This is a genomic window from Streptomyces sp. WMMB 714, assembly GCF_900090125.1.
GTDB lineage: Bacteria > Actinomycetota > Actinomycetes > Streptomycetales > Streptomycetaceae > Streptomyces > Streptomyces daqingensis.
Map to the genome: position 1 here is coordinate 1 of NZ_FMHJ01000015.1, position 16,963 is coordinate 16,963.

At 71.0% G+C, this 16,963-nt stretch carries 15 protein-coding genes and 1 tRNA gene; 8 read left to right on the forward strand and 8 right to left on the reverse strand.

The genetic code is table 11. The features are described 5' to 3' along the window. The 4 genes from H181DRAFT_RS23800 to H181DRAFT_RS23815 all read right to left on the reverse strand — a co-directional run. On the reverse strand, window positions 1–203 hold a 203-nt coding region (locus tag H181DRAFT_RS23800), incomplete at its 3' end, for a leucine zipper domain-containing protein (protein ID WP_139131755.1). A gap of 539 nt (window positions 204–742) precedes the next feature. Next, complete coding sequence (locus H181DRAFT_RS23805; protein ID WP_074468025.1) at window positions 743–2,311, reverse strand: flavin-containing monooxygenase; 1,569 nt, start codon at window positions 2,309–2,311, stop codon at window positions 743–745. A gap of 14 nt (window positions 2,312–2,325) precedes the next feature. After that, window positions 2,326–3,537, reverse strand: coding sequence for a cytochrome P450 (locus H181DRAFT_RS23810; RefSeq protein WP_045866473.1), 1,212 nt, complete (start codon window positions 3,535–3,537; stop codon window positions 2,326–2,328). Window positions 3,538–3,710: 173 nt separating this feature from the next. Further along, window positions 3,711–5,090 (reverse strand): MFS transporter, encoded by a 1,380-nt coding sequence (locus H181DRAFT_RS23815; protein ID WP_045866609.1) that lies wholly within the window; start codon window positions 5,088–5,090, stop codon window positions 3,711–3,713. A gap of 224 nt (window positions 5,091–5,314) precedes the next feature. Between H181DRAFT_RS23815 and H181DRAFT_RS23820 the strand changes: the two genes are divergently transcribed. The 5 genes from H181DRAFT_RS23820 (at window position 5,315) to H181DRAFT_RS23840 (ending at window position 10,075) form a co-directional block, all read left to right on the forward strand. Next, on the forward strand, window positions 5,315–6,004 hold the full coding sequence (locus H181DRAFT_RS23820) for a TetR/AcrR family transcriptional regulator (RefSeq protein WP_175439823.1): 690 nt from the start codon (window positions 5,315–5,317) through the stop codon (window positions 6,002–6,004). A 139-nt stretch (window positions 6,005–6,143) separates the two neighbouring features. Then, on the forward strand, window positions 6,144–6,686 hold the full coding sequence (locus tag H181DRAFT_RS23825) for a winged helix-turn-helix transcriptional regulator (protein ID WP_254666952.1): 543 nt from the start codon (window positions 6,144–6,146) through the stop codon (window positions 6,684–6,686). A 240-nt stretch (window positions 6,687–6,926) separates the two neighbouring features. Continuing rightward, the gene (locus H181DRAFT_RS23830) at window positions 6,927–8,225 is read left to right on the forward strand and encodes a cation:proton antiporter (RefSeq protein ID WP_045866475.1); all 1,299 of its coding nucleotides are present in this window, start codon (window positions 6,927–6,929) and stop codon (window positions 8,223–8,225) included. Further along, the gene (locus H181DRAFT_RS23835) at window positions 8,222–8,746 is read left to right on the forward strand and encodes a flavin reductase family protein (protein WP_045866476.1); all 525 of its coding nucleotides are present in this window, start codon (window positions 8,222–8,224) and stop codon (window positions 8,744–8,746) included. Before H181DRAFT_RS23830 ends, H181DRAFT_RS23835 begins: the two co-directional genes overlap by 4 nt. 810 nt (window positions 8,747–9,556) lie before the next feature. Continuing rightward, the gene (locus H181DRAFT_RS23840; RefSeq protein WP_045866477.1) at window positions 9,557–10,075 is read left to right on the forward strand and encodes a hypothetical protein; all 519 of its coding nucleotides are present in this window, start codon (window positions 9,557–9,559) and stop codon (window positions 10,073–10,075) included. A 165-nt stretch (window positions 10,076–10,240) separates the two neighbouring features. Here the strand turns inward: H181DRAFT_RS23840 and H181DRAFT_RS23845 are convergent, their stop codons facing one another. Further along, a complete protein-coding gene (locus H181DRAFT_RS23845) occupies window positions 10,241–10,465 on the reverse strand; it encodes an EF-hand domain-containing protein (RefSeq protein ID WP_045866478.1) in 225 nt (74 codons plus the stop codon). Between the two features lie 326 nt (window positions 10,466–10,791). On the opposite strand from H181DRAFT_RS23845, the gene H181DRAFT_RS23850 reads away from it, so the two are divergent. Beyond that, window positions 10,792–11,562, forward strand: a complete 771-nt coding sequence (locus H181DRAFT_RS23850) for a M15 family metallopeptidase (protein WP_045866479.1) — start codon at window positions 10,792–10,794, stop codon at window positions 11,560–11,562. A 119-nt stretch (window positions 11,563–11,681) separates the two neighbouring features. On the opposite strand, the gene selB is transcribed toward H181DRAFT_RS23850, so the two are convergent. The 3 genes from selB to H181DRAFT_RS29555 all read right to left on the reverse strand — a co-directional run bounded on the left by selB (window position 11,682) and on the right by H181DRAFT_RS29555 (window position 14,955). Beyond that, the gene (gene selB, locus H181DRAFT_RS23855) at window positions 11,682–13,547 is read right to left on the reverse strand and encodes a selenocysteine-specific translation elongation factor (RefSeq protein WP_045866480.1); all 1,866 of its coding nucleotides are present in this window, start codon (window positions 13,545–13,547) and stop codon (window positions 11,682–11,684) included. 2 nt (window positions 13,548–13,549) lie between these two features. Then, complete coding sequence (selA, locus tag H181DRAFT_RS23860; protein ID WP_045866481.1) at window positions 13,550–14,851, reverse strand: L-seryl-tRNA(Sec) selenium transferase; 1,302 nt, start codon at window positions 14,849–14,851, stop codon at window positions 13,550–13,552. A 10-nt stretch (window positions 14,852–14,861) separates the two neighbouring features. Next, window positions 14,862–14,955: transfer RNA gene (locus H181DRAFT_RS29555), tRNA-Sec, on the reverse strand. A 192-nt stretch (window positions 14,956–15,147) separates the two neighbouring features. Here H181DRAFT_RS29555 and selD point away from each other — a divergent pair. Continuing rightward, complete coding sequence (selD, locus tag H181DRAFT_RS23865; RefSeq protein ID WP_045866482.1) at window positions 15,148–16,200, forward strand: selenide, water dikinase SelD; 1,053 nt, start codon at window positions 15,148–15,150, stop codon at window positions 16,198–16,200. A gap of 55 nt (window positions 16,201–16,255) precedes the next feature. Next, window positions 16,256–16,960 carry a hypothetical protein gene (locus H181DRAFT_RS23870; RefSeq protein ID WP_045866483.1) on the forward strand — a complete coding sequence of 235 codons (705 nt, stop codon included), beginning with the start codon at window positions 16,256–16,258 and terminating at the stop codon, window positions 16,958–16,960. The last annotated feature ends 3 nt before the right edge of the window (window positions 16,961–16,963 follow it).

The window sequence follows — 16,963 nt, forward strand, 5'->3', positions numbered from 1 at the left end:
CGCGGGCTGCGTCGGGGGCGGCAGGAGTGGTCGGCCATCCCGGCCTCGCCCAACTCCCGGTAGCGGCCTGCCCACCGCCGTGCTGTAGTCGGTGAGACCTGGAACCGTTCGGCCGCCCGCCGCAGAGGCCAGCCCTCCTCGACCACACAGCGGGCCAGACGCAGCCGTCCGGTCTCGGTCAACGGTGCGTTACGGTGCGGCATGAGGGCCTTCCTGGTCGCCAGGTGTGCGGTTTCGTCGCTACACACCAGGCCAGAAGGCCCTCACCCATTTCAAGATCACCTACCGGTGATCACCGTCACCAACCTCCATGGACAGAACACCTAGGGTCTCCAGTTCGGATCTTTGTGGATCGGGCCGCGGCGTCGGATGCGGTACATCGCACGGCTGAGGATCGTCCTCGTACCGGGGTCCCCCATGCCGAAGGCAGGGGCGTACTCGGAAGACTCCGACCGCGCATGAAACGAGGGTCTCGCCGGTCCTTGTGTGACGACAGGACGGCGAGACCCTCGCAACGCGCTGTACGTGAGGACGGTTCCCTCTCCGGGCCGGGCGGTCGCGCTGCAGCAGGCGTTCGCGGCGTACCGGGGCGCTGATCAGGCTGCGCAGCCGGTTGAGGGCAACCGCGCCTTCGAACGGCTGCCGCGGCGTACGGAAATGGTCCCGCCCACCACGGCGTACCCCGTACCGTGCCGGGTGGTCCGGCCGCCGGACGTTCGCGCGACGGCCGGCGCCGACGGGATCAGTACCGGGGATCCGCCTTCATCAGGCCCAGGGCGATCAGCACCCGCGAGACACCGCTGACCAGCGTGAAGGCGAGGACCTGCGGGAGCTTGAACGCCGACGGCATCCTCAGGACCGTCCTCCGCGCGGTCCTGTGATCACTGTGCGGGCCGTACAGCCGGTAGATGTGCGGCATCTGGGATCCGCACCACAGCTTCCAGGCCAGCCGCGGGTTCAGGAAGACCTCCGGGCGCCACGGGGAGCACCCGATCACCTTCGAGAAATCGATCATGAAGTGGTTGTAGTGCACCAGCGTCCGGATGTCGGGGTTCCCGTGGAAGACCTCGTCCTCGTACGACGCCTGACGCTCGATGAGGCCCTGGAGCCGGACACGGTCGGGCAGCTTCTTCTTTCCGCTGCACAGCAGGGCGAAGTACCGGCTCTGCATCTCGGAGCAGGCGGGGACACCGCCGGCGGTCGGCCTCGCCCAGCCGATGAAGACGACGCCGGCGCCGAGTTCCGGGTGAATCATGTGCTTGTAGAGCTTCCGCACGTCGTCGATGTCGACGTCCTTCAGGATGCTGAAGTCCTCGACGTACCCGGTGTTCAGCATGATCGTGTCGATCTTGACCTGCCTGCCGTCCTTGAACCGGACGAAGTCCTCGCCGAGGCTCTCGATACCCGACGCGTTGACGGTGAGCGAGCCGTCGACGACCCGGTAGATGAACGCCTCGTTCTTGGTCAGGAAGTGGTTGAAGAAGTTCCTGTTCCTCGCGTTCCAGTCGCCCAGGGCCCTTGCGGCAGCTGTCCTGCCCCGGCGCTTGTTCCGCTTCATCCCCAGGCGCATGCCCACGCCTGCGGCCGCCAGCGGCACCGAGTGGAGCAGGTGGGAGGTGTAGGTGTCGTTCGTGTGCTCCTTGCCTCCCGGGTACCGCTCGACGATCGGCTGGTGGCGGCGCACGGAGAGCGTGCAGCTCGCTGCCGTCTGGGCGATCTCGTTCACGACGTCCGCCGCCGTCTCCCCGATCCCGACGCAGAGGACCCTCTTTCCGCGGAACCGTTCGGCGTTGCGGTAATGGGCCGAGTGCACGATCTCGCCGGTGAATTCGGCCTGCCCGGGCAGGCTGATGTAGTTCGGGACCCGGTGGGTGCCCGTGGAGACGACCACCGCGTCGAAGTGATGCGTCTCGCGTGCTGCCGGGTCGCCCACCGGAGCGACCTCGACGGCGTAGCCCCCGCTGTCGTTCTTGGACACGCTCAGCACATCGGTCCGGCACTTGATCGAGGACGCCAGGCCGAACTTGTCGACGAAAGCGAGCAGATACCGGCGGTACTCGTCCGCGGACCAGTACCGGCGCTCCTGGTTCTCCGGCGGAGGAAAGCTGGAGAACGTCATCATGTAGTTGGAGATCGTCAGCATCGTCGAGTCGTAGGCCCCCGCCTCGCCGGACCCGACCCCCGCACGGAACACGCCACCTATTGCGGCACCGTGCTCGAAGCAGGTCACTGAATGCTCCTCGTCGAGCAGCTCCTTTATCGCAACCAGGCCCGACGGGCCGGCACCGATGACGCAGATGTTCTTTTTCACCTTTGGCTCACCTTCTAGCGGCGTGCGAAATGGACCGGCAGGGTTTCGTAACCGGTGAGGAAGTTCGAGTAGATGGGGCTCGGTGTCCCCCGCAGTTCCATCCGCCCCACACCGGCGGCCAAGGCGCTCAGCAGCGCCCGCAGTTCCGCCCTGCCGAGGAACGCGCCCAGGCAGTAGTGCGGGCCGTGGCCGAACGAGAGGTGCTTGTTGGGCGAGCGGGACAGCGTGAACCGGCGCGGCTCGTCGAAGACCGCCTCGTCGTTGTTGGCCGAGACGTTCCACAACGTGACGATGTCGCCCCGACGCACCTTGCTGCCGCGGATCTCCAGATCCTGGACGGCGGTGCGCGCCAGGTGGATCCCGGGCGTCGCCCAGCGGATGACTTCCTCCACCGCCGAGTCCAGGGACACCTCGCCCGCCTGCAGCGCACGCCACTGCCCGGGGTTCTCGATCAGGGCGAGCACGGCGCAGATCGCCGAGATCCGCGACGTCTCGTCACCCCCGAGAATGAGGCTGTAGCAATTCACGGCGATTTCGTCGACTTCGAGCAGACGCCCTTCGAGCGTTGCGGTCGCCAGCATGCTGATGACGTCGTCGCCCGGCTTGTCCCGCCGTTCCTGCGCCAACTCCATGAAATAGAAGACGATTTCATTGCGGGCGCTGAGCGCGTCGAGCTCCGTGCTGTCAGCCTCGCCGGACGACAGCGCCATCTTGTTCCACCGCAACAGCTGTGCGCGGTCCGCGAACGGAATGGAGAGCAGATCACAGATCGTGTTCATCGGGATCTGCTCGGCGACGTCGGCGGCGAAGTCGAACCCGTCGCGGCCGACGACTGTCGAGACCAGCTCGGCAGTGCGCTCCTTGACCTGATCCACGACCTTGCCGAGAACGCGCGGGGTGAAAGCCCGGAACATGAGGCTGCGCAGCTTGCGGTGGTGCGGCGCGTCGGTGACCGCGAGCATGCTCCCGCCCGCGGAGTCGTCACCGCGCAGCACCACGTCGAGGACGTTTCCCCGGGCGGAGCTCAGGCTCGTGTCCTGATACAACGACTGGATGTCGGCATAGCGCGAGACCACCCAGAACCCGGGATTCCGGTCGGTGGGTTCGTGCCAGTAGACGGGATGCTCGGCACGCACCTCGCGCCAGAACTCATGGATGTCGTTCTCGACGAACGTGGCCGGATCGGAGAGGTCCAGAGACCGGACACTGAGAGCGGGCTGACTCATTGCGCGAGAGTGACAGGTCACGCTCGGCCGATGTCCGAATTCTGACGTCTTTCTTTCTGGCCTGGGCAGAAAGACTTCCCGGCCGGCCGGTCGATGCCGGCCTGCCGGGAAGCCCCTGCTCAGATCGGTCAGGCTGGGCGGCGGCCTCAGACTGAGGCCCGCTCAGCGGTCCGTCAGTCCCCCTCGGGGACGAGTCCCCGGTCGGCCTCGACCGGCGCGGGCGCCGCCGTGCTCGTGCGGGGCAGCACGGTGAGCGCGATCAGGACAGCCCCCACCAGGAGTACGGCACCGACGGTCATGCCGAGCCCGTAGCCGTCGGCGATCGCAGCGGGATCGGCGTTCTCTCCGGCGCGCTGGTGGGCGACCGTGCTCAAGGAGGCCAGGCCAAGGGCCGCGCCCAGCTGGCGGGTGCTGTTCAGCATGCCGGAGGCCGTGCCGGTCTCATGGGGTGCGACGCCCACGGTGGCCGTGGAGACGACCGGTGCGAGGCAGAACCCGAACCCGATGCTGGTGACGATCGACGGCCCCAGGACGTCGACGGCGAACGAGCCATCGGCGCTGATCATCCCGAACCAGGTGAAGCCGGCCGCGGTCAGCAGCCCGCCGCCGATCAGGAGGCTGCGGGCCGGGTACTTGTAGCCGAGCTTGATGGCGGCCACGGAGCCGACCACCACACCGAGCGCGAACGGCAGGAACTGGACCCCGGCCAGGGCCGGTCCGGCCCCCAGCACACCCTGCAGGTAGAGGGAGACGAAGTAGAAGGCCGAGGCCATCGCGGCGCCCAGGAGGAGGTTGTACGAGTTGGCTCCGGCGACCGAGCGGTTGGTGAACAGGCCGAGCCTGATCAGCGGGTCACGGGTGGTGGTCTTCTCGACGTACAGGAACGCGGCGAGGAGCACGACGGCCGCTGCCAGGACCGACAGCGTGACGGCCGAGGTCCAGGCGTACTCGTCGGTGCGTACGACACCGAACACCAGCAGGCTCATGCCCGCCGTGGCGAGGACCGCGCCGAGCACGTCGGGGCGGCCGCGGCGCTCGACGGGCTCGTCGGGAGCGATGCCGCGCCAGGCCAGAGCCAGCGCCACCGCGACCATGGGGACGTTGATGAACATCACCCATTCCCAGCCCGCGTACTCGGTGAGCAGTCCGCCGATCAGAACGCCGAGGGCGCCGCCGGCGGCGTTCATCGCGCTCCACACGCCGAACGCCTTCACACGGGCCTTGCCGGTGGGAAAGGTCCGTGTCAGCAAGGCCAGCGCGGCCGGGGCCAGCGTGGCGGCACCGACACCCTGTGCGGCACGCGCGGCGACGAGCTGACCGGGCTCCTGCGCGAAGCCGCCGAGAAGGCAGGCGAGACCGAAGACGGGGAGCCCGATCATCAGGATCCGCTTGTGGCCGTAGCGGTCGGCGATCTTTCCGCCGAGCAGGAGCAGCCCACCGAAGGTGAGGGCGTAGGCGTGGATGACCCAGGTCAGACCCGCTTCGCCGAAGCCGAGACCAGAGGCGATCTCCGGCAGGCCGACGTTCACGACCGACAGGTCGAGGGACACCATGAACTGCACCACAGCGACCGCGGCGAGGGTGAGCTCAGGCCGAGCAACCCCCTCGCGGCCCCGTTCTCCGCTTGCTGATTCCGTGTTAGTCACCGCGACTCAGTCCCTTTGTGATCTCGTGCAGGAAGTTTCCGAACGCGTTCTAAAATTACATCGAGATCGGTAGACTGTCGAGCGCAGTCGGCGGGGGCCATGAGTTGTTCACGGAAAGGCATGATGGGGCGGTGTCCCGAGCCAAATCAGCGCACGGCCGCGTCGGCCGGCCTCCCGTGACGTCCCGGACGCAGATCCTGACCGCGGCCCGCCACCTCATCGATCAGAGCGGCTGGGAGAAGCTGACCATCCGCCGCCTGGCCGCCGAGATCGGCATCGGCGCGACGACCCTCTACCACCACGTACGGGACAAGGAAGACCTGCTGTTCCTCCTGATCCACGAGTACGCGGACCAGATCCCGCACCCGGATCTGCCCGGTGAGCCGCGGGATCGCATCATCGCGTGCGCCACCGCGATCCACGACGGCCTCGCGGCCTGGCCGTGGGCCGCCGAGGTGCTCACCACCGACGGGTTCATCGCGCGGCTCAGCAACTCGGCCCTGCTGCTGGTCGAAACCATCGTGGCCGCGGCGATCGACTACGGGTGCACGCCCGAACAGGCCGTCCATGTCTTCCGCAACATCTGGTACTACACGGTCGGCGAGATCCTCGTCCGTGCGCACTCCCCCGGCCCGGACGACGAGCGCCCCGCCCATCTCTTCGACGGCCTCGACGCATCCCGGCTGCCGCACCTGGCCGCCCTCGGCGACCAGTGGGCGACACTGTCCTGGCGCGACACCTACCCCCAGGCGCTGAGCGCCTTCGTCGACGGGCTGCTCTCCCAGGCCGCGGCGCGGCCCGGGCAACGCGCCGGCGATTGATCAACCACACGCGGTTCCCGGCGGACGCCCAACCGGACGTGGCGCTCGGGGTCTTGCCGTTTTCTTTCCGTACCCCGCTCCGACGGCCCGCGATATCGCAGGCTTGCCCGAGACGATTCCGACCTCTTGGGAGCCGACGGTGAGCAGCGATCTCTTGAGAAGCCAGAACCGCGAGCGCGCGCAACCGAACATTCCGGCCCCGAAGGCGCGGATCCCGGACTGCCCGCTGGCCCGCACGGTCGAGGTGATCGGCCACTGGTGGACCTTGGAGATCCTGCACGAGGTCTGCGAAGGCCACACCCGGTTCGAGACGATCCGCCGGAACCTGGATACGCCCACCGCCGTACTGCAGGACCGGCTCGCCGACCTGACGGCGAAGGGCCTGGTCGAGACCGACGACGGTCCTGCGGACCCCGCGGACCGTGAGTACCGGCCGACCGAGCGCGGACGAGCGCTGCGTCCGCTCATCCTCACCATGGCGGCGTGGGGGAACCGTGAACTCGCACCGCAGGAGCGCAGTCTCGTCGTGGTCGACGCCAGGACGGGCGTACCGGTGGACCCGGTCGTCGTCGACCGCCTCACGGGCCGGCAGATCGACACCGCCGACCATGTCTTCGCGCGCGGCCCCCAGGCAAGCGAGCTGATCCGCGCTCGCTATCCGGAGATCCCGGAACGGACGTGACCCGCGCGTGAGCCGTGGCTGCCCCGGCTTGCCGGGATCGCGCCACGAGCCACGGCCCCGTCACCACCGCCGCGGCCGCCGCTCCTCGTAGCCGTCTGCCATGTGCGGCGCGGACGGCTCGGGACCGAGGCGCTCGCTCGCCCTCCAAATGTCCACCCAGCGGCACGGGAACTCGCCAGGATCGGCTCTTCTCAGGTCGGGCGACCGCGTCGGCACGGCTACGAAGGATTTCCCACCGCCATGGATCCATTGGAGAACCTGCCCCTTCCCGTGCATGTGGCCGCCGCGCTCTGCGTGGTGCTGCTCCTCGCCTTCGCGGGACGGACCGCCGCCCGGTGGCTTCGCCAGCCCGAAGTCGTCGGGGAGGTCGTCGTGGGCCTGCTCGTCGGCCCCGTGGTGCTCGCACTGTCCGACCGTGCCGCCTTCGACGCCCTGCTGCCGGCCGACGTGCTCGACGTCCTCGAGCTGATCGGCCAGACAGGGCTCGTGCTCTATCTCGTCGGCCTCGCGCACCGGTTGCGGCCGGAACCGGGCGGACTCCCGCGGCGGCGCCTGACCTCGGTGGTCGTCGGCGCCTTCGGAATACCCCTGGTCTCCGGGCTGGTGCTGGTGGGGTTCATCGCGGCCACCGGCGACGAGGCGGCCCGCGGTGACGTCCCGCTTCCGTCCTTCGTCCTCATGGTCGCGGTGGCCATGTCCATCACCGCGGTCCCGGTCCTGTCCCGGATCCTCGGGGACCGAGGTCTGGGCGACTCCCCCGAGGGAAAACTCGCTCTGGCCACGGGCATCATCATGGACAGCCTGGGATGGATCATGCTCATGCTCGCCATCGGCCTGAGCGCCGGGGACCTGTCCGGCCTGTGGCGCTCCGCGATCGCACTCCTCGCGGGCGGCGGCTGCGCGCTCCTGGTGCACTTCGGGCTGCGCTCCGATCTCGCGCGGCGGCTGTGCCGGCGGACGCCGGGGACGGCCGCGGTCCTCATCGGCGGCGCCGCGCTGGGCACTGCGCTGCTGACCGAGCGCCTGGGCATGACCGCCATCGTCGGCGCCGCGCTGGTGGGCCTCGCCGTCCCCCACGAGGCCCTGGCCCCCTGGCGCGGGCCGGTGGCCACCGTGTCGCGCGCCGGACGGACGCTCACGCCGGTCTTCTTCGTGGTCACCGGTGTCAGCGTGCTCATCAAGGCCTTCGTGTCGGCTCCCTGGACGCTGATCGCGGCCACCTTCGCGCTGGGCTGCGTGGGCAAGCTGCTCGGCGGCTGGGCCGGGGCCCGGTTCGGCGGCATGCGTCCGGACGCGGCCCGCCGGATCGGGGTCCTGATGAACACCCGTGGGCTGACCGAACTGATCGTGCTCGAGGTGGGACACCGCGCCGGCATCCTGCCGGATCCCCTGGTCCTCGCCCTCGTGGTGATGGCCCTGGCGACCACTGCCATGACCGGCCCGCTGCTCAGCCTTCTCGACCGCGCCGAGCGCCGCAGCACCACTCCGATCCCGTCGGAGGTTCCCCGCCCTGTAGCGACGGAAGGTAGTACCTCATGACCGAGTCCCCCGCCACGGCCGCATCGTCCCTGCCGACGGCGACCCCTGACGCGTTCCGCACCATGATGAGCGGCTTCCCCACCGGCGTGTGTGTGGTCACCAGCGTCGACGGAGCGGGAACCCCGTGGGGGATGACTTGCTCCTCGGTGTGCAGCGTCGCGCTCGACCCGCCGACGCTTCTGGTGTGCCTGCGGTCGGGCAGCCCGACGCTGGCCGCCGCCTTGGAGCACGGCGGTTTCACGGTCAATATGCTCCACGAAGGCGCCCGGGACACGGCCGAGTTGTTCGCGTCCGGCAACCCGCGCCGGTTCGATCTGCTCCCGTGGGAGCAGGACCCCAGCGCCCATGGACCTCACCTCGTGCGTGACGCCCACACGACGGCGGACTGCACCGTGGTCATGACCCAGCCGTTCGGCGACCATGTGACGGTGTTCGGTCGGGTACGCAGGATCGTACGGAGCCGTCCGCAGTCGCCGCTGCTGTACGGGCTGCGGCAGTTCCGTACGTGGTCCGCCACCTGACGCCCCACACGTGACCGGCGCCGCGACCGGCCGTTCGCAGGTCGCGGAGTCGGGTCGGTCGGGTCGGGTCAGGTCGGGTGGAGAATGCCTTCGGGTACAGCGCGAGCGGTGCGACCTCCCGACGGCTCCTCCGCATCTCGGAGGTCGCGTGACCGCCGTGAACGAATTCGCGTCCGCCGCACCGTACTTGGCCGATCGTGCTGCCGCCCGACCACGTGATCGAGGACGAGGCCCACGGCTGTCGCGGCTTCCGCTCGTACGGAGTGGCCTCACACGCATCCGCTGGCACGGCCCCGGACCGTAGTCGACGGCGGCCATGTATAAGCGAATCGCACACAGTCTCTGGTTTCGCCTGCGTACCGTCGTCCCGATGACGGAAGCTAGGCCCCCTGGCCCGCTCATTCTGTCTGTCGCAGCCGCGGGCCCGTAGCCGGCGAGGCGACCCCGGGGGGGTCGGGCCATTCGGTGAGCTGGTGCTTCGGCGGCTGCGGGTACGTGCGCAGAGGTGTGTTCGCTATGACTCAGCCACCTGAGGACCGCTACGGCAGCCCTCGGTACGGAATGCCTCCCCCGCCGCACGTGCGCCAGCGGCCGCCGGAACGGTTCCAGCCGGGACAGCCGCCGACCGCCGGGCTCGGCTACTGGGATTCACCGGAGCAACTTCCTCCGCCGCCGCAGCCCGGATGGCAGTCGTCTCCGCAGACGTCGCCGTACGGATATGAGCATCGGTACGAGGAGGAGCCGCCGGAGGCCGGGCGTGGCGCTCCCCGGCGGCGCCCACGGCGGGCCCCTCGTTCGAGGACGAAGCGGGTGGTGCTCCTCCTCGGCACGTTCGTCGTGTTGCTGATCGCGGCGGGCGGTGCCTATCTCGTCGTCGGGGCGCAGGGCGGCGGTGGTTCCGGCGGCGCGAATGCGCAGGGGGACGCCCCACCGGAACAGGGGGAGGCCGGCGAGCGGCCGGGGGACGGGAAGCCGGGCGGAGCCCAGGACGACAACTCTCCGGGAACCCCCGGGACGGGGGCCGGCGGGAAGGACTTCGTGGGCGAGTGGCAGTCGGGCGGCGGGGAGACGCTGACGATAGGCGGAGCCGAGCGGTCGGGGAAGGCCGCCGGCAAGAGCGCCGTCTCCTACGACCGCCCCGGCCGTCTCAGCACCTGCACCGGCGTCGGCGAACCGCGCAAGTCGGGCAAGACCTTCCGGCTGGCGCTCAAGTGCCCCAACGGGAAAGCCAGAAGCGACCTCGGAGGCGACGCGGTCCTGTCCGGTCAGAAGCTCACCGTCGAATGGGACGGCGGCAGCCGCCAGACCTTCGCGGGGAAGGGCGACTAGCGCCGGTCCACGAGTACGGTCGGGAAGACTGCGATACCGGAACTTCAGGGCCGGTACCTCTTCAGCCACCACTGCGTCGGCACCCTCCACGCCGCCGGCGGAGGCGCCGGAGCGGCGTCCCGCGACCGCCCGGCGCCGCGCGCGAGTCGACGGCGAACGCCGTGGTCAGTCGGCGCCGCCCTGCATCGGGGCCCAGAACTCCTCGAAGGACATCGTGCCGTCGCCGTCGGTGTCGAGCACGTCGATGAACTGCTGCGCCTGCTCGTCGGTGAGGTGCTCGCCGCGCAGCTCGGCGACGACCTGCTGGTACTCCTTGGCAGTGATCTGCCCGTCGCCGTCGAGGTCGTACGTGTCGAAGACCTTGCGTGCGGCCGCTTTCATGTCCACCACGTGAGTTCGCCTTTCCTCGTTGGATGTCGGGCGATCCTACTGGGCGTCGAACGCCCGCAGCACGGCCGGCACTCGGCCTCGCGCGAGCGTGAAAGCGCTGTGAACGAGGCGTGGATGGTGGCCGCTCCGGAAGGCCGTCCGCGACCCGTCCCGACCATCGGGATGCTGAACGCGTCGCATGTCGTCACCGGCACGGATTTCCGTGGCGACAGCCGGTCGTACGTGAGCTTTTCACCGGTTCTTGACGTGTTCTTGACACTGGCTGTGAAAGCGGTCACTCTCTTGCCTTCCATTCGGTGCCACCGCTCAAGGAGAGGCAACCCCACATGAGTTCACGTTCTGTCAGAGCCCTGTTGTCGGTACTGGCGGGTGCGGGCATGGTGCTCGCGTCCCCCGCGGCCGTACCGGCGAACGCAAGCTCCGCACCGGCGGCAGCCGCGAAGGCCGCCGTCGTCGACGGTTGCTACACCTGGAACGGAACGCTCAGTGAAGGCGCGTCGGGCGAAGCGGTACGGCAGCTGCAGATCAGGGTCGCCGGATACCCGGGGGCGGGCAGCCAGCTCGCCATCGACGGCCAGTTCGGGCCGGCCACCAAGGCCGCGGTGCAGCGCTTCCAGTCGGCGTACGGGCTCTCCGCCGACGGCGTCGCGGGCCCGCAGACCTTCGAGAAGATCTACGCGCTGCAGGACGACGACTGCACCCCCGCGAACTTCACCTACGACGAGCTGAACAACTGCAACTCCGACTGGTCGGGCGGCAAGGTCAGCGCCGCGACGGCCCGCGCCAACGCCCTGGTCACCATGTGGAAGCTGCAGGCCATGCGGCACGCCATGGGTGACAAGCCGATCACCGTCAACGGCGGCTTCCGCAGCGTCTCCTGCAACAGCGCGGTCGGCGGCGCGGCCAACAGCCGCCACATGTACGGACACGCGGCCGACCTGGGTGCGGGCTCCCAGGGCTTCTGCGCCCTGGCGCTCGCCGCGCGCAACCACGGCTTCACGGAGATCCTCGGCCCGGGCTACCCGGGTCACGACGACCACACCCACGTCGCCGGCGGCGACGGCCGGTTCTGGTCGGCTCCCAGCTGCGGCATGTGAGCTGAGGCCCGTCTCGGGTCCGTCTCAGGCGTCCGCCCGGTGCCTCACCGGGCGGGCGTCCGCTGTCTGCTGCTCGGTCGCCCGCGTGGACGCGCATCCGGCCCTCCGGCACCGGGAGTTCAGTCTCCGGTGACCGTGCGCCGGCCGGTGGCGTCCCTGCGGGTCAGGCCGGACCGGTCGAGGTGTTCCAGCAGCGGTACGGCCACGCGTCTGCTCGTCTCCAGCGCCCGGCAGGCCTCACCCACCGTGAACGGGGCCCGCAGGCCACGCAGTCGGGCCAGCGCCAGACCGGCCGCGTCATGAGGCAGCCAGACGTCGGCGTACCGGGCGAGCCGCCCCTCGCGGACCAGGAGCGCCAACGCCCCGCGGGTCAGGCCGAGTTCCTTCAGGCGCCCTTCCGTCGGGGCGCGGAACGGCGCGGCGCGGAAGTCCTCGAGCAGCGCCCGTGCGGCCTCGCCGACGGCCGGTGGCAGCCGGTCGCGGTCACTCTGGGAGTACAACCGGCCCTCGCTCACGCGCAGTCGACCCTGCGCAAGAGCCTCGACGAGTGCCGGCTCCGGGAGGCCGAGCTCCCGCTGCGCCTCGGTCACGGGGAGTCCCGGTTCGAGCGGACGGGCGGCGCCGTAGGCCGTCACGGCGTCGTGGAGCCTCGTCCGCAGCCCGGCCGCGTGTCCGGGGTCGACCAGCCAGTCCCCCACGGCCACCACGCCTCCGGAACTCCCCGGTGAGGTACCGGGTTCGGGCACGGCACTTGGATCGGGCACGGTACGGGTATCGGTACCGGATTCGCGCACCGCACCGGGTTCCAGCGCGGCCCCCTCGTCGGGTGTCCGCACACCCATCGCACGCAGCTCGTCCCTGCGCGCCATGCCCAACCGCCGCAACTGCACGGGCAGTTCGGTGCTCGCCGTCATGGCCGCCAATCGCCCGGCGCGTGCTGCCGCCGCGCCCCTGCGGGCCAGCGGCGGCGGAGCGACGTCCAGCACCACGGCGCCGGTCAGCAGCCGGGAGCCCGGATCGCGTATCAGCAGCCGGTCGCCGATGTGCAGGTCCAGCGGCGTCCGGAGCCGGAGCCTGGCGGCCGACCGCCCCAGCGGGCGGACCCGCGCACTCGTCATGGCCGTGCCGCAGTGGACGAGCGGTTCGGCGGGCAGCGCCGCCGCGTCCGCGTCCAGGCGTACGTCCACGGAGTCCGTCCGCCACCAACTGCCGGGCGTCACCAGGGCGTTGCCCCGCTTCACCGCCTCGCGCGGGGTGCGGCGCAGGTTGACGGCGACGCGGGCGGGCGCGGCCACCGCCTCCGTCGCCGCGCCCAGCCGCTGGAGCCCCCGTACGGTCACCGGCCTGCCCCGCGGGGCGAGTTCGAGCTCGTCGCCGACCGCGAGACGGCCGGCGGTCAGGGTGCCGGTGGCGACGGTGCCTGCTCCGTCTGCGGTGAACACCCGGTCGAGCCACAGCCGGACGGGCGCTGCGGGGTCGGCAGGCGGGCCGCTCGCGTGCAGCGCGTCCAGGCGCTGCCGGAGGGCGTCGAGCCCGGCGCCCGTGCGCGCGCTGACGGCCACCGACTCGATGGAGGCGAGGCCGCTGCCCGCGAGGTGCTCGCGGGCGTCGGCGAGGGCGCGTGCCGGGTCGGCGAGGTCCGCGCGGGTGATCGCGAGAAGGCCCGTGCGGACCCCGAACGCGTCGAGGGCCGCGAGGTGTTCACCGGACTGCGGCTTCCAGCCCTCGTCCGCCGCCACGACGAACAGGACGGAGGGCGCGGTGGCGATGCCCGCGAGGGTGTTGGCGATGAACCGGTGGTGGCCCGGCACGTCGACGAACGCCACCGGTGCTCCGCCGGGCAGCCGGGTCCACACGAATCCGAGATCGAGGGTGAGGCCGCGCCGGCGCTCCTCGTCGAGGCGGTCCGGGTCGCTGCCCGTAAGGGCGCGCAGCAGGCTGGACTTGCCGTGGTCGACGTGTCCGGCCGTGGCGACGACGAGCACGGTCAGCGGCTGCCGGGCCGCGCGGCCAGCACCGCGGCCGCGAGCGCGTCGTCGTCCTCGGGCTGGACCGTGCGGAGGTCGAGAAGCAGTCTCCGGCCGTGCCGGCGCCCCACCACCGCGGGACGGCCCGTCCGCAGGGGCGCGGCCAGTCCGGGGGCCAGGCTGACGGCCACGCTCGGCAGGACGGCAGCGGGGGCTCCGCCGCCGCCGACGCGCGCCTCGCACGCCGTGGCGGCGGCGTCGACGCCCTTGTCGCGCAGCACTCCGGCGACGCTTTCCGCCCGGGCGCGGAGCCGGGCGGGGTCCGCGGTCAGCGCCCGCTCGACAGGCGGTGCCGGGCCGCGCAGGGTGGCCTCCAGCGCGGCGAGGGCGAGCTTGTCCACGCGGAGCGCCCTGGCGAGGGGGTGCCTCCGCAGCCGCGACACCAGGGCCTCGCTGCCCAGGACGATTCCCGCCTGCGGCCCACCGAGCAGCTTGTCCGCGCTGGCCGTGACGAGGTCCGCTCCCGCACGCAGCGCGGACGCCGCGTCGGGCTCGTCCGGCAGGACGGGGTGCGGCTTCAACAGGCCGGAGCCGATGTCGTGGACCACGGGTACGCCCAGCGTGGCGAGCTGCGCGACGTCCACGGAGGAGACGAACCCCGTGGTCGAGAAGTTGGACGGGTGCACCTTGAGGACGAACGCGGTGGCGGCGCCGATCGCGTCGGCGTAGTCGGCGAGATGGGTGCGGTTCGTCGTGCCGACCTCGCGGAGGCGGGCACCGGTGCACTCCAGGAGTTCCGGGATCCTGAACCCGTCCCCGATCTCCACGAGTTCGCCGCGGCTGACGACGATCTCCCGGTCCCGCGCGAGCGCCGTCGCGGCGAGCGTCAGAGCCGCGGCGTTGTTGTTGGTGAGATGCACGGCTTCGGCGTCGGGCACCGCGTCGGCGAGGGCGGCGAGGGCGCCCCCGCCGCGCGGGCCCCGCCTCCCCGTGGCCAGGTCGAACTCGACGTCGGTGCAGCCTGCCGCCGCGGCCAGCGCCTCCCGCGCGGCGGCGGACAGCGGGGCGCGCCCGAGGTTGGTGTGGACGACGACGCCGGTGGCGTTGATGACCGGCAGCAGCCGGGCGGCGGTCGGCGGGAGCGCCGAAAGGGCTGCCTGCACGGCCAGTTCGACGTCCAGACGGCCGTCGCGGACCAGCCCCAGCGCGGCGGTGACGGCCTCCTTCACCAGGGGCCTGCCCAGCCGTTCGCATGCGGCGGCGAGCACCGGGTCCGCGAGTACGGCGTCGGTGCGGGGCACGCGTCTTCTGTCGTCGTCCATCGGGACCTCCGCGGAGGCGTACGGGAATCGAACCCGCCTGACCGGGGTTCCCGGCCACATCGGTGTTGAAGACCGTGAGGGCCACCAGGCGCCTGCCCGCCTCCGCCGCGCAGTATAGGCGCTGCCGCACAGCCGCTGACCTGCTGCCCCGGCTCCCCGGCTTCGGGTTCAACCGCCGTGCCGCCGCACGCAGTTGAGAGATCGCCGGAGGCGGGGACGCGCGGGCGCGCCGGTGGACGTGCTCGGAACGGGACGCATCTGCCGTGCGGGCACCGGCGGCATTAGGTTGAGCGCCCATGAGCGACCCGAGATCCGAGAACCCGCCGCGTCTGACCCGGTTCGCCCACGGGGGCGGCTGCGCCTGCAAAATCCCGCCGGGCGAACTGGACGCGCTGGTGGCGTCCATGTCCGAAGAGCACGGCGCCGCCGTGGATCCGGCGCTGGAGCTGCTGGTCGGACTCGACGGGGGCGGTGACGACGCGGCTGTCGTACGGCTCGACGGCGAACGCGCTGTCGTCACGACCGCGGACTTCTTCACGCCGGTGGTCGACGACCCGTACGACTGGGGCCGCATCGCCGCCGCCAACGCGCTCTCCGACGTCTACGCGATGGGCGGGACGCCTGTCGCCGCGGTGAACCTGCTCGGGTGGCCTCGGGAGAAGCTGCCGCTGGAGACGGCCGCCCGGGTGCTGAGCGGCGGGCGGCACGTCGCGCACTCGGCCGGGTGCCATCTGGCGGGCGGGCACAGCGTCGACGACCTGGAGCCGAAGTACGGCATGTCCGTCGTCGGAATCGTCCACCCGGACCGGATGCTGCGCCTCGGCTCCGCGTCGCCGGGCCTTCCGCTGACCCTGACGAAGCCGCTGGGGACGGGGGTGCTCAACGCACGCCACAAGGCGACGGGGACGGTCTTCCCGGAGGCGGTCGAGACCATGGCGGCGCTCAACCGGGACGCATCGCGCGCCGCCGTGGAGCGCGGCATCAGGTCCGGCACCGATGTCACGGGGTTCGGACTGCTCGGCCACGCCTACAAGATGGCCCGCGCGGCGGAGGTGACGCTCGTGGTCGACTCCACCGCCGTGCCCTTGCTCGCGGGCGCCCGGCAGGCCGTCGCGGACGGCTACGTCAGCGGTGGCACGCGGCGCAATCTGGACTGGATCACGCCCTTCACGGACTTCGGGTCCGCGTCCGGGGACGACCGGCTCCTGCTGGCTGACGCCCAGACCTCCGGCGGGCTGCTGCTCGCGGGCGAGCTGCCGGGGCATCCCGTCATCGGCGAGGTCCGCCCGAGAGGCGACTTCCCCCTGGTGGTACTGGGGCACGGGCACCGAAAATTGACAGTACATTGACAACAACTGCCCGACGTCATTACCCTCCGCCCAACAATCGTGACAGGGGAGGGACATGGCATCGGCTGCCACCGTCGACCACCGTGCCCTCGACGGCACCGCGTACCGTCTCGCGTCGGCGCTCGACCTGGAACTGCCCTTCACCTCCGTCGCCGAAGTCACCGTCGGCGGAAGGCTGCTGGAGCTGACCGCAGGACCGGCCGGGCTCGGTGAGGACATCGCCGCGTCCCTCGGCATCACCGAGTTCGAGTCGGAACTCTCCTTCCAGGGCGGCACACTTCGCACCGCGGTCAAGAGCGAGTACGACGCGCAGACCAAGACCGTCGAGAAGCCCATGCTGGTGGTGTGGCAGGGCAAGCGGTTCTCCCTGGTGACCCGCCTCTACAGGCTGAGCCTGCGCGACGTGCTCGGCATGCTGCGGACCCTCAACATCGCCGAACACGACGAGGGCATCACCCTCACCCCGGAGCGGGCCGCGGGCAGCAGGTTCGCGCGTCCCGCGAGCGTCATCAAAGAGGTCCCGGGCGTGGGCCTCGTCGAGATGTCCAGGGTGACGGCGGAGCACACCGCGCAACTCCCGCCCTGGAAGGGCGTCAAGGTCGAGAGCGGGGAGCTGTACCGCGACACCCTCTCCGACGGCAGCCCGTTCTTCGTGCTGTCCAGCCGCGACGTGTGGGCGACCGTCGTCCCGCTGGCGGACACGGACGTCGAGCGCGTACCGGACCGGGTCGGCCGGCTCACCCTGCGCCTCGCGGACTGACCG

Coding starts and splice junctions, on each gene's coding strand:
- H181DRAFT_RS23830 (WP_045866475.1), top strand. CDS start 6,927: ATGGATCCATTGGAGAACCTGCCCCTTCCCGTGCATGTGGCCGCCGCG.
- H181DRAFT_RS23810 (WP_045866473.1), bottom strand. CDS start 3,537: ATGAGTCAGCCCGCTCTCAGTGTCCGGTCTCTGGACCTCTCCGATCCG.
- H181DRAFT_RS23870 (WP_045866483.1), top strand. CDS start 16,256: ATGGCATCGGCTGCCACCGTCGACCACCGTGCCCTCGACGGCACCGCG.
- H181DRAFT_RS23835 (WP_045866476.1), top strand. CDS start 8,222: ATGACCGAGTCCCCCGCCACGGCCGCATCGTCCCTGCCGACGGCGACC.
- selD (WP_045866482.1), top strand. CDS start 15,148: ATGAGCGACCCGAGATCCGAGAACCCGCCGCGTCTGACCCGGTTCGCC.
- H181DRAFT_RS23850 (WP_045866479.1), top strand. CDS start 10,792: ATGAGTTCACGTTCTGTCAGAGCCCTGTTGTCGGTACTGGCGGGTGCG.
- H181DRAFT_RS23815 (WP_045866609.1), bottom strand. CDS start 5,090: ATGGTGTCCCTCGACCTGTCGGTCGTGAACGTCGGCCTGCCGGAGATC.
- selA (WP_045866481.1), bottom strand. CDS start 14,851: ATGGACGACGACAGAAGACGCGTGCCCCGCACCGACGCCGTACTCGCG.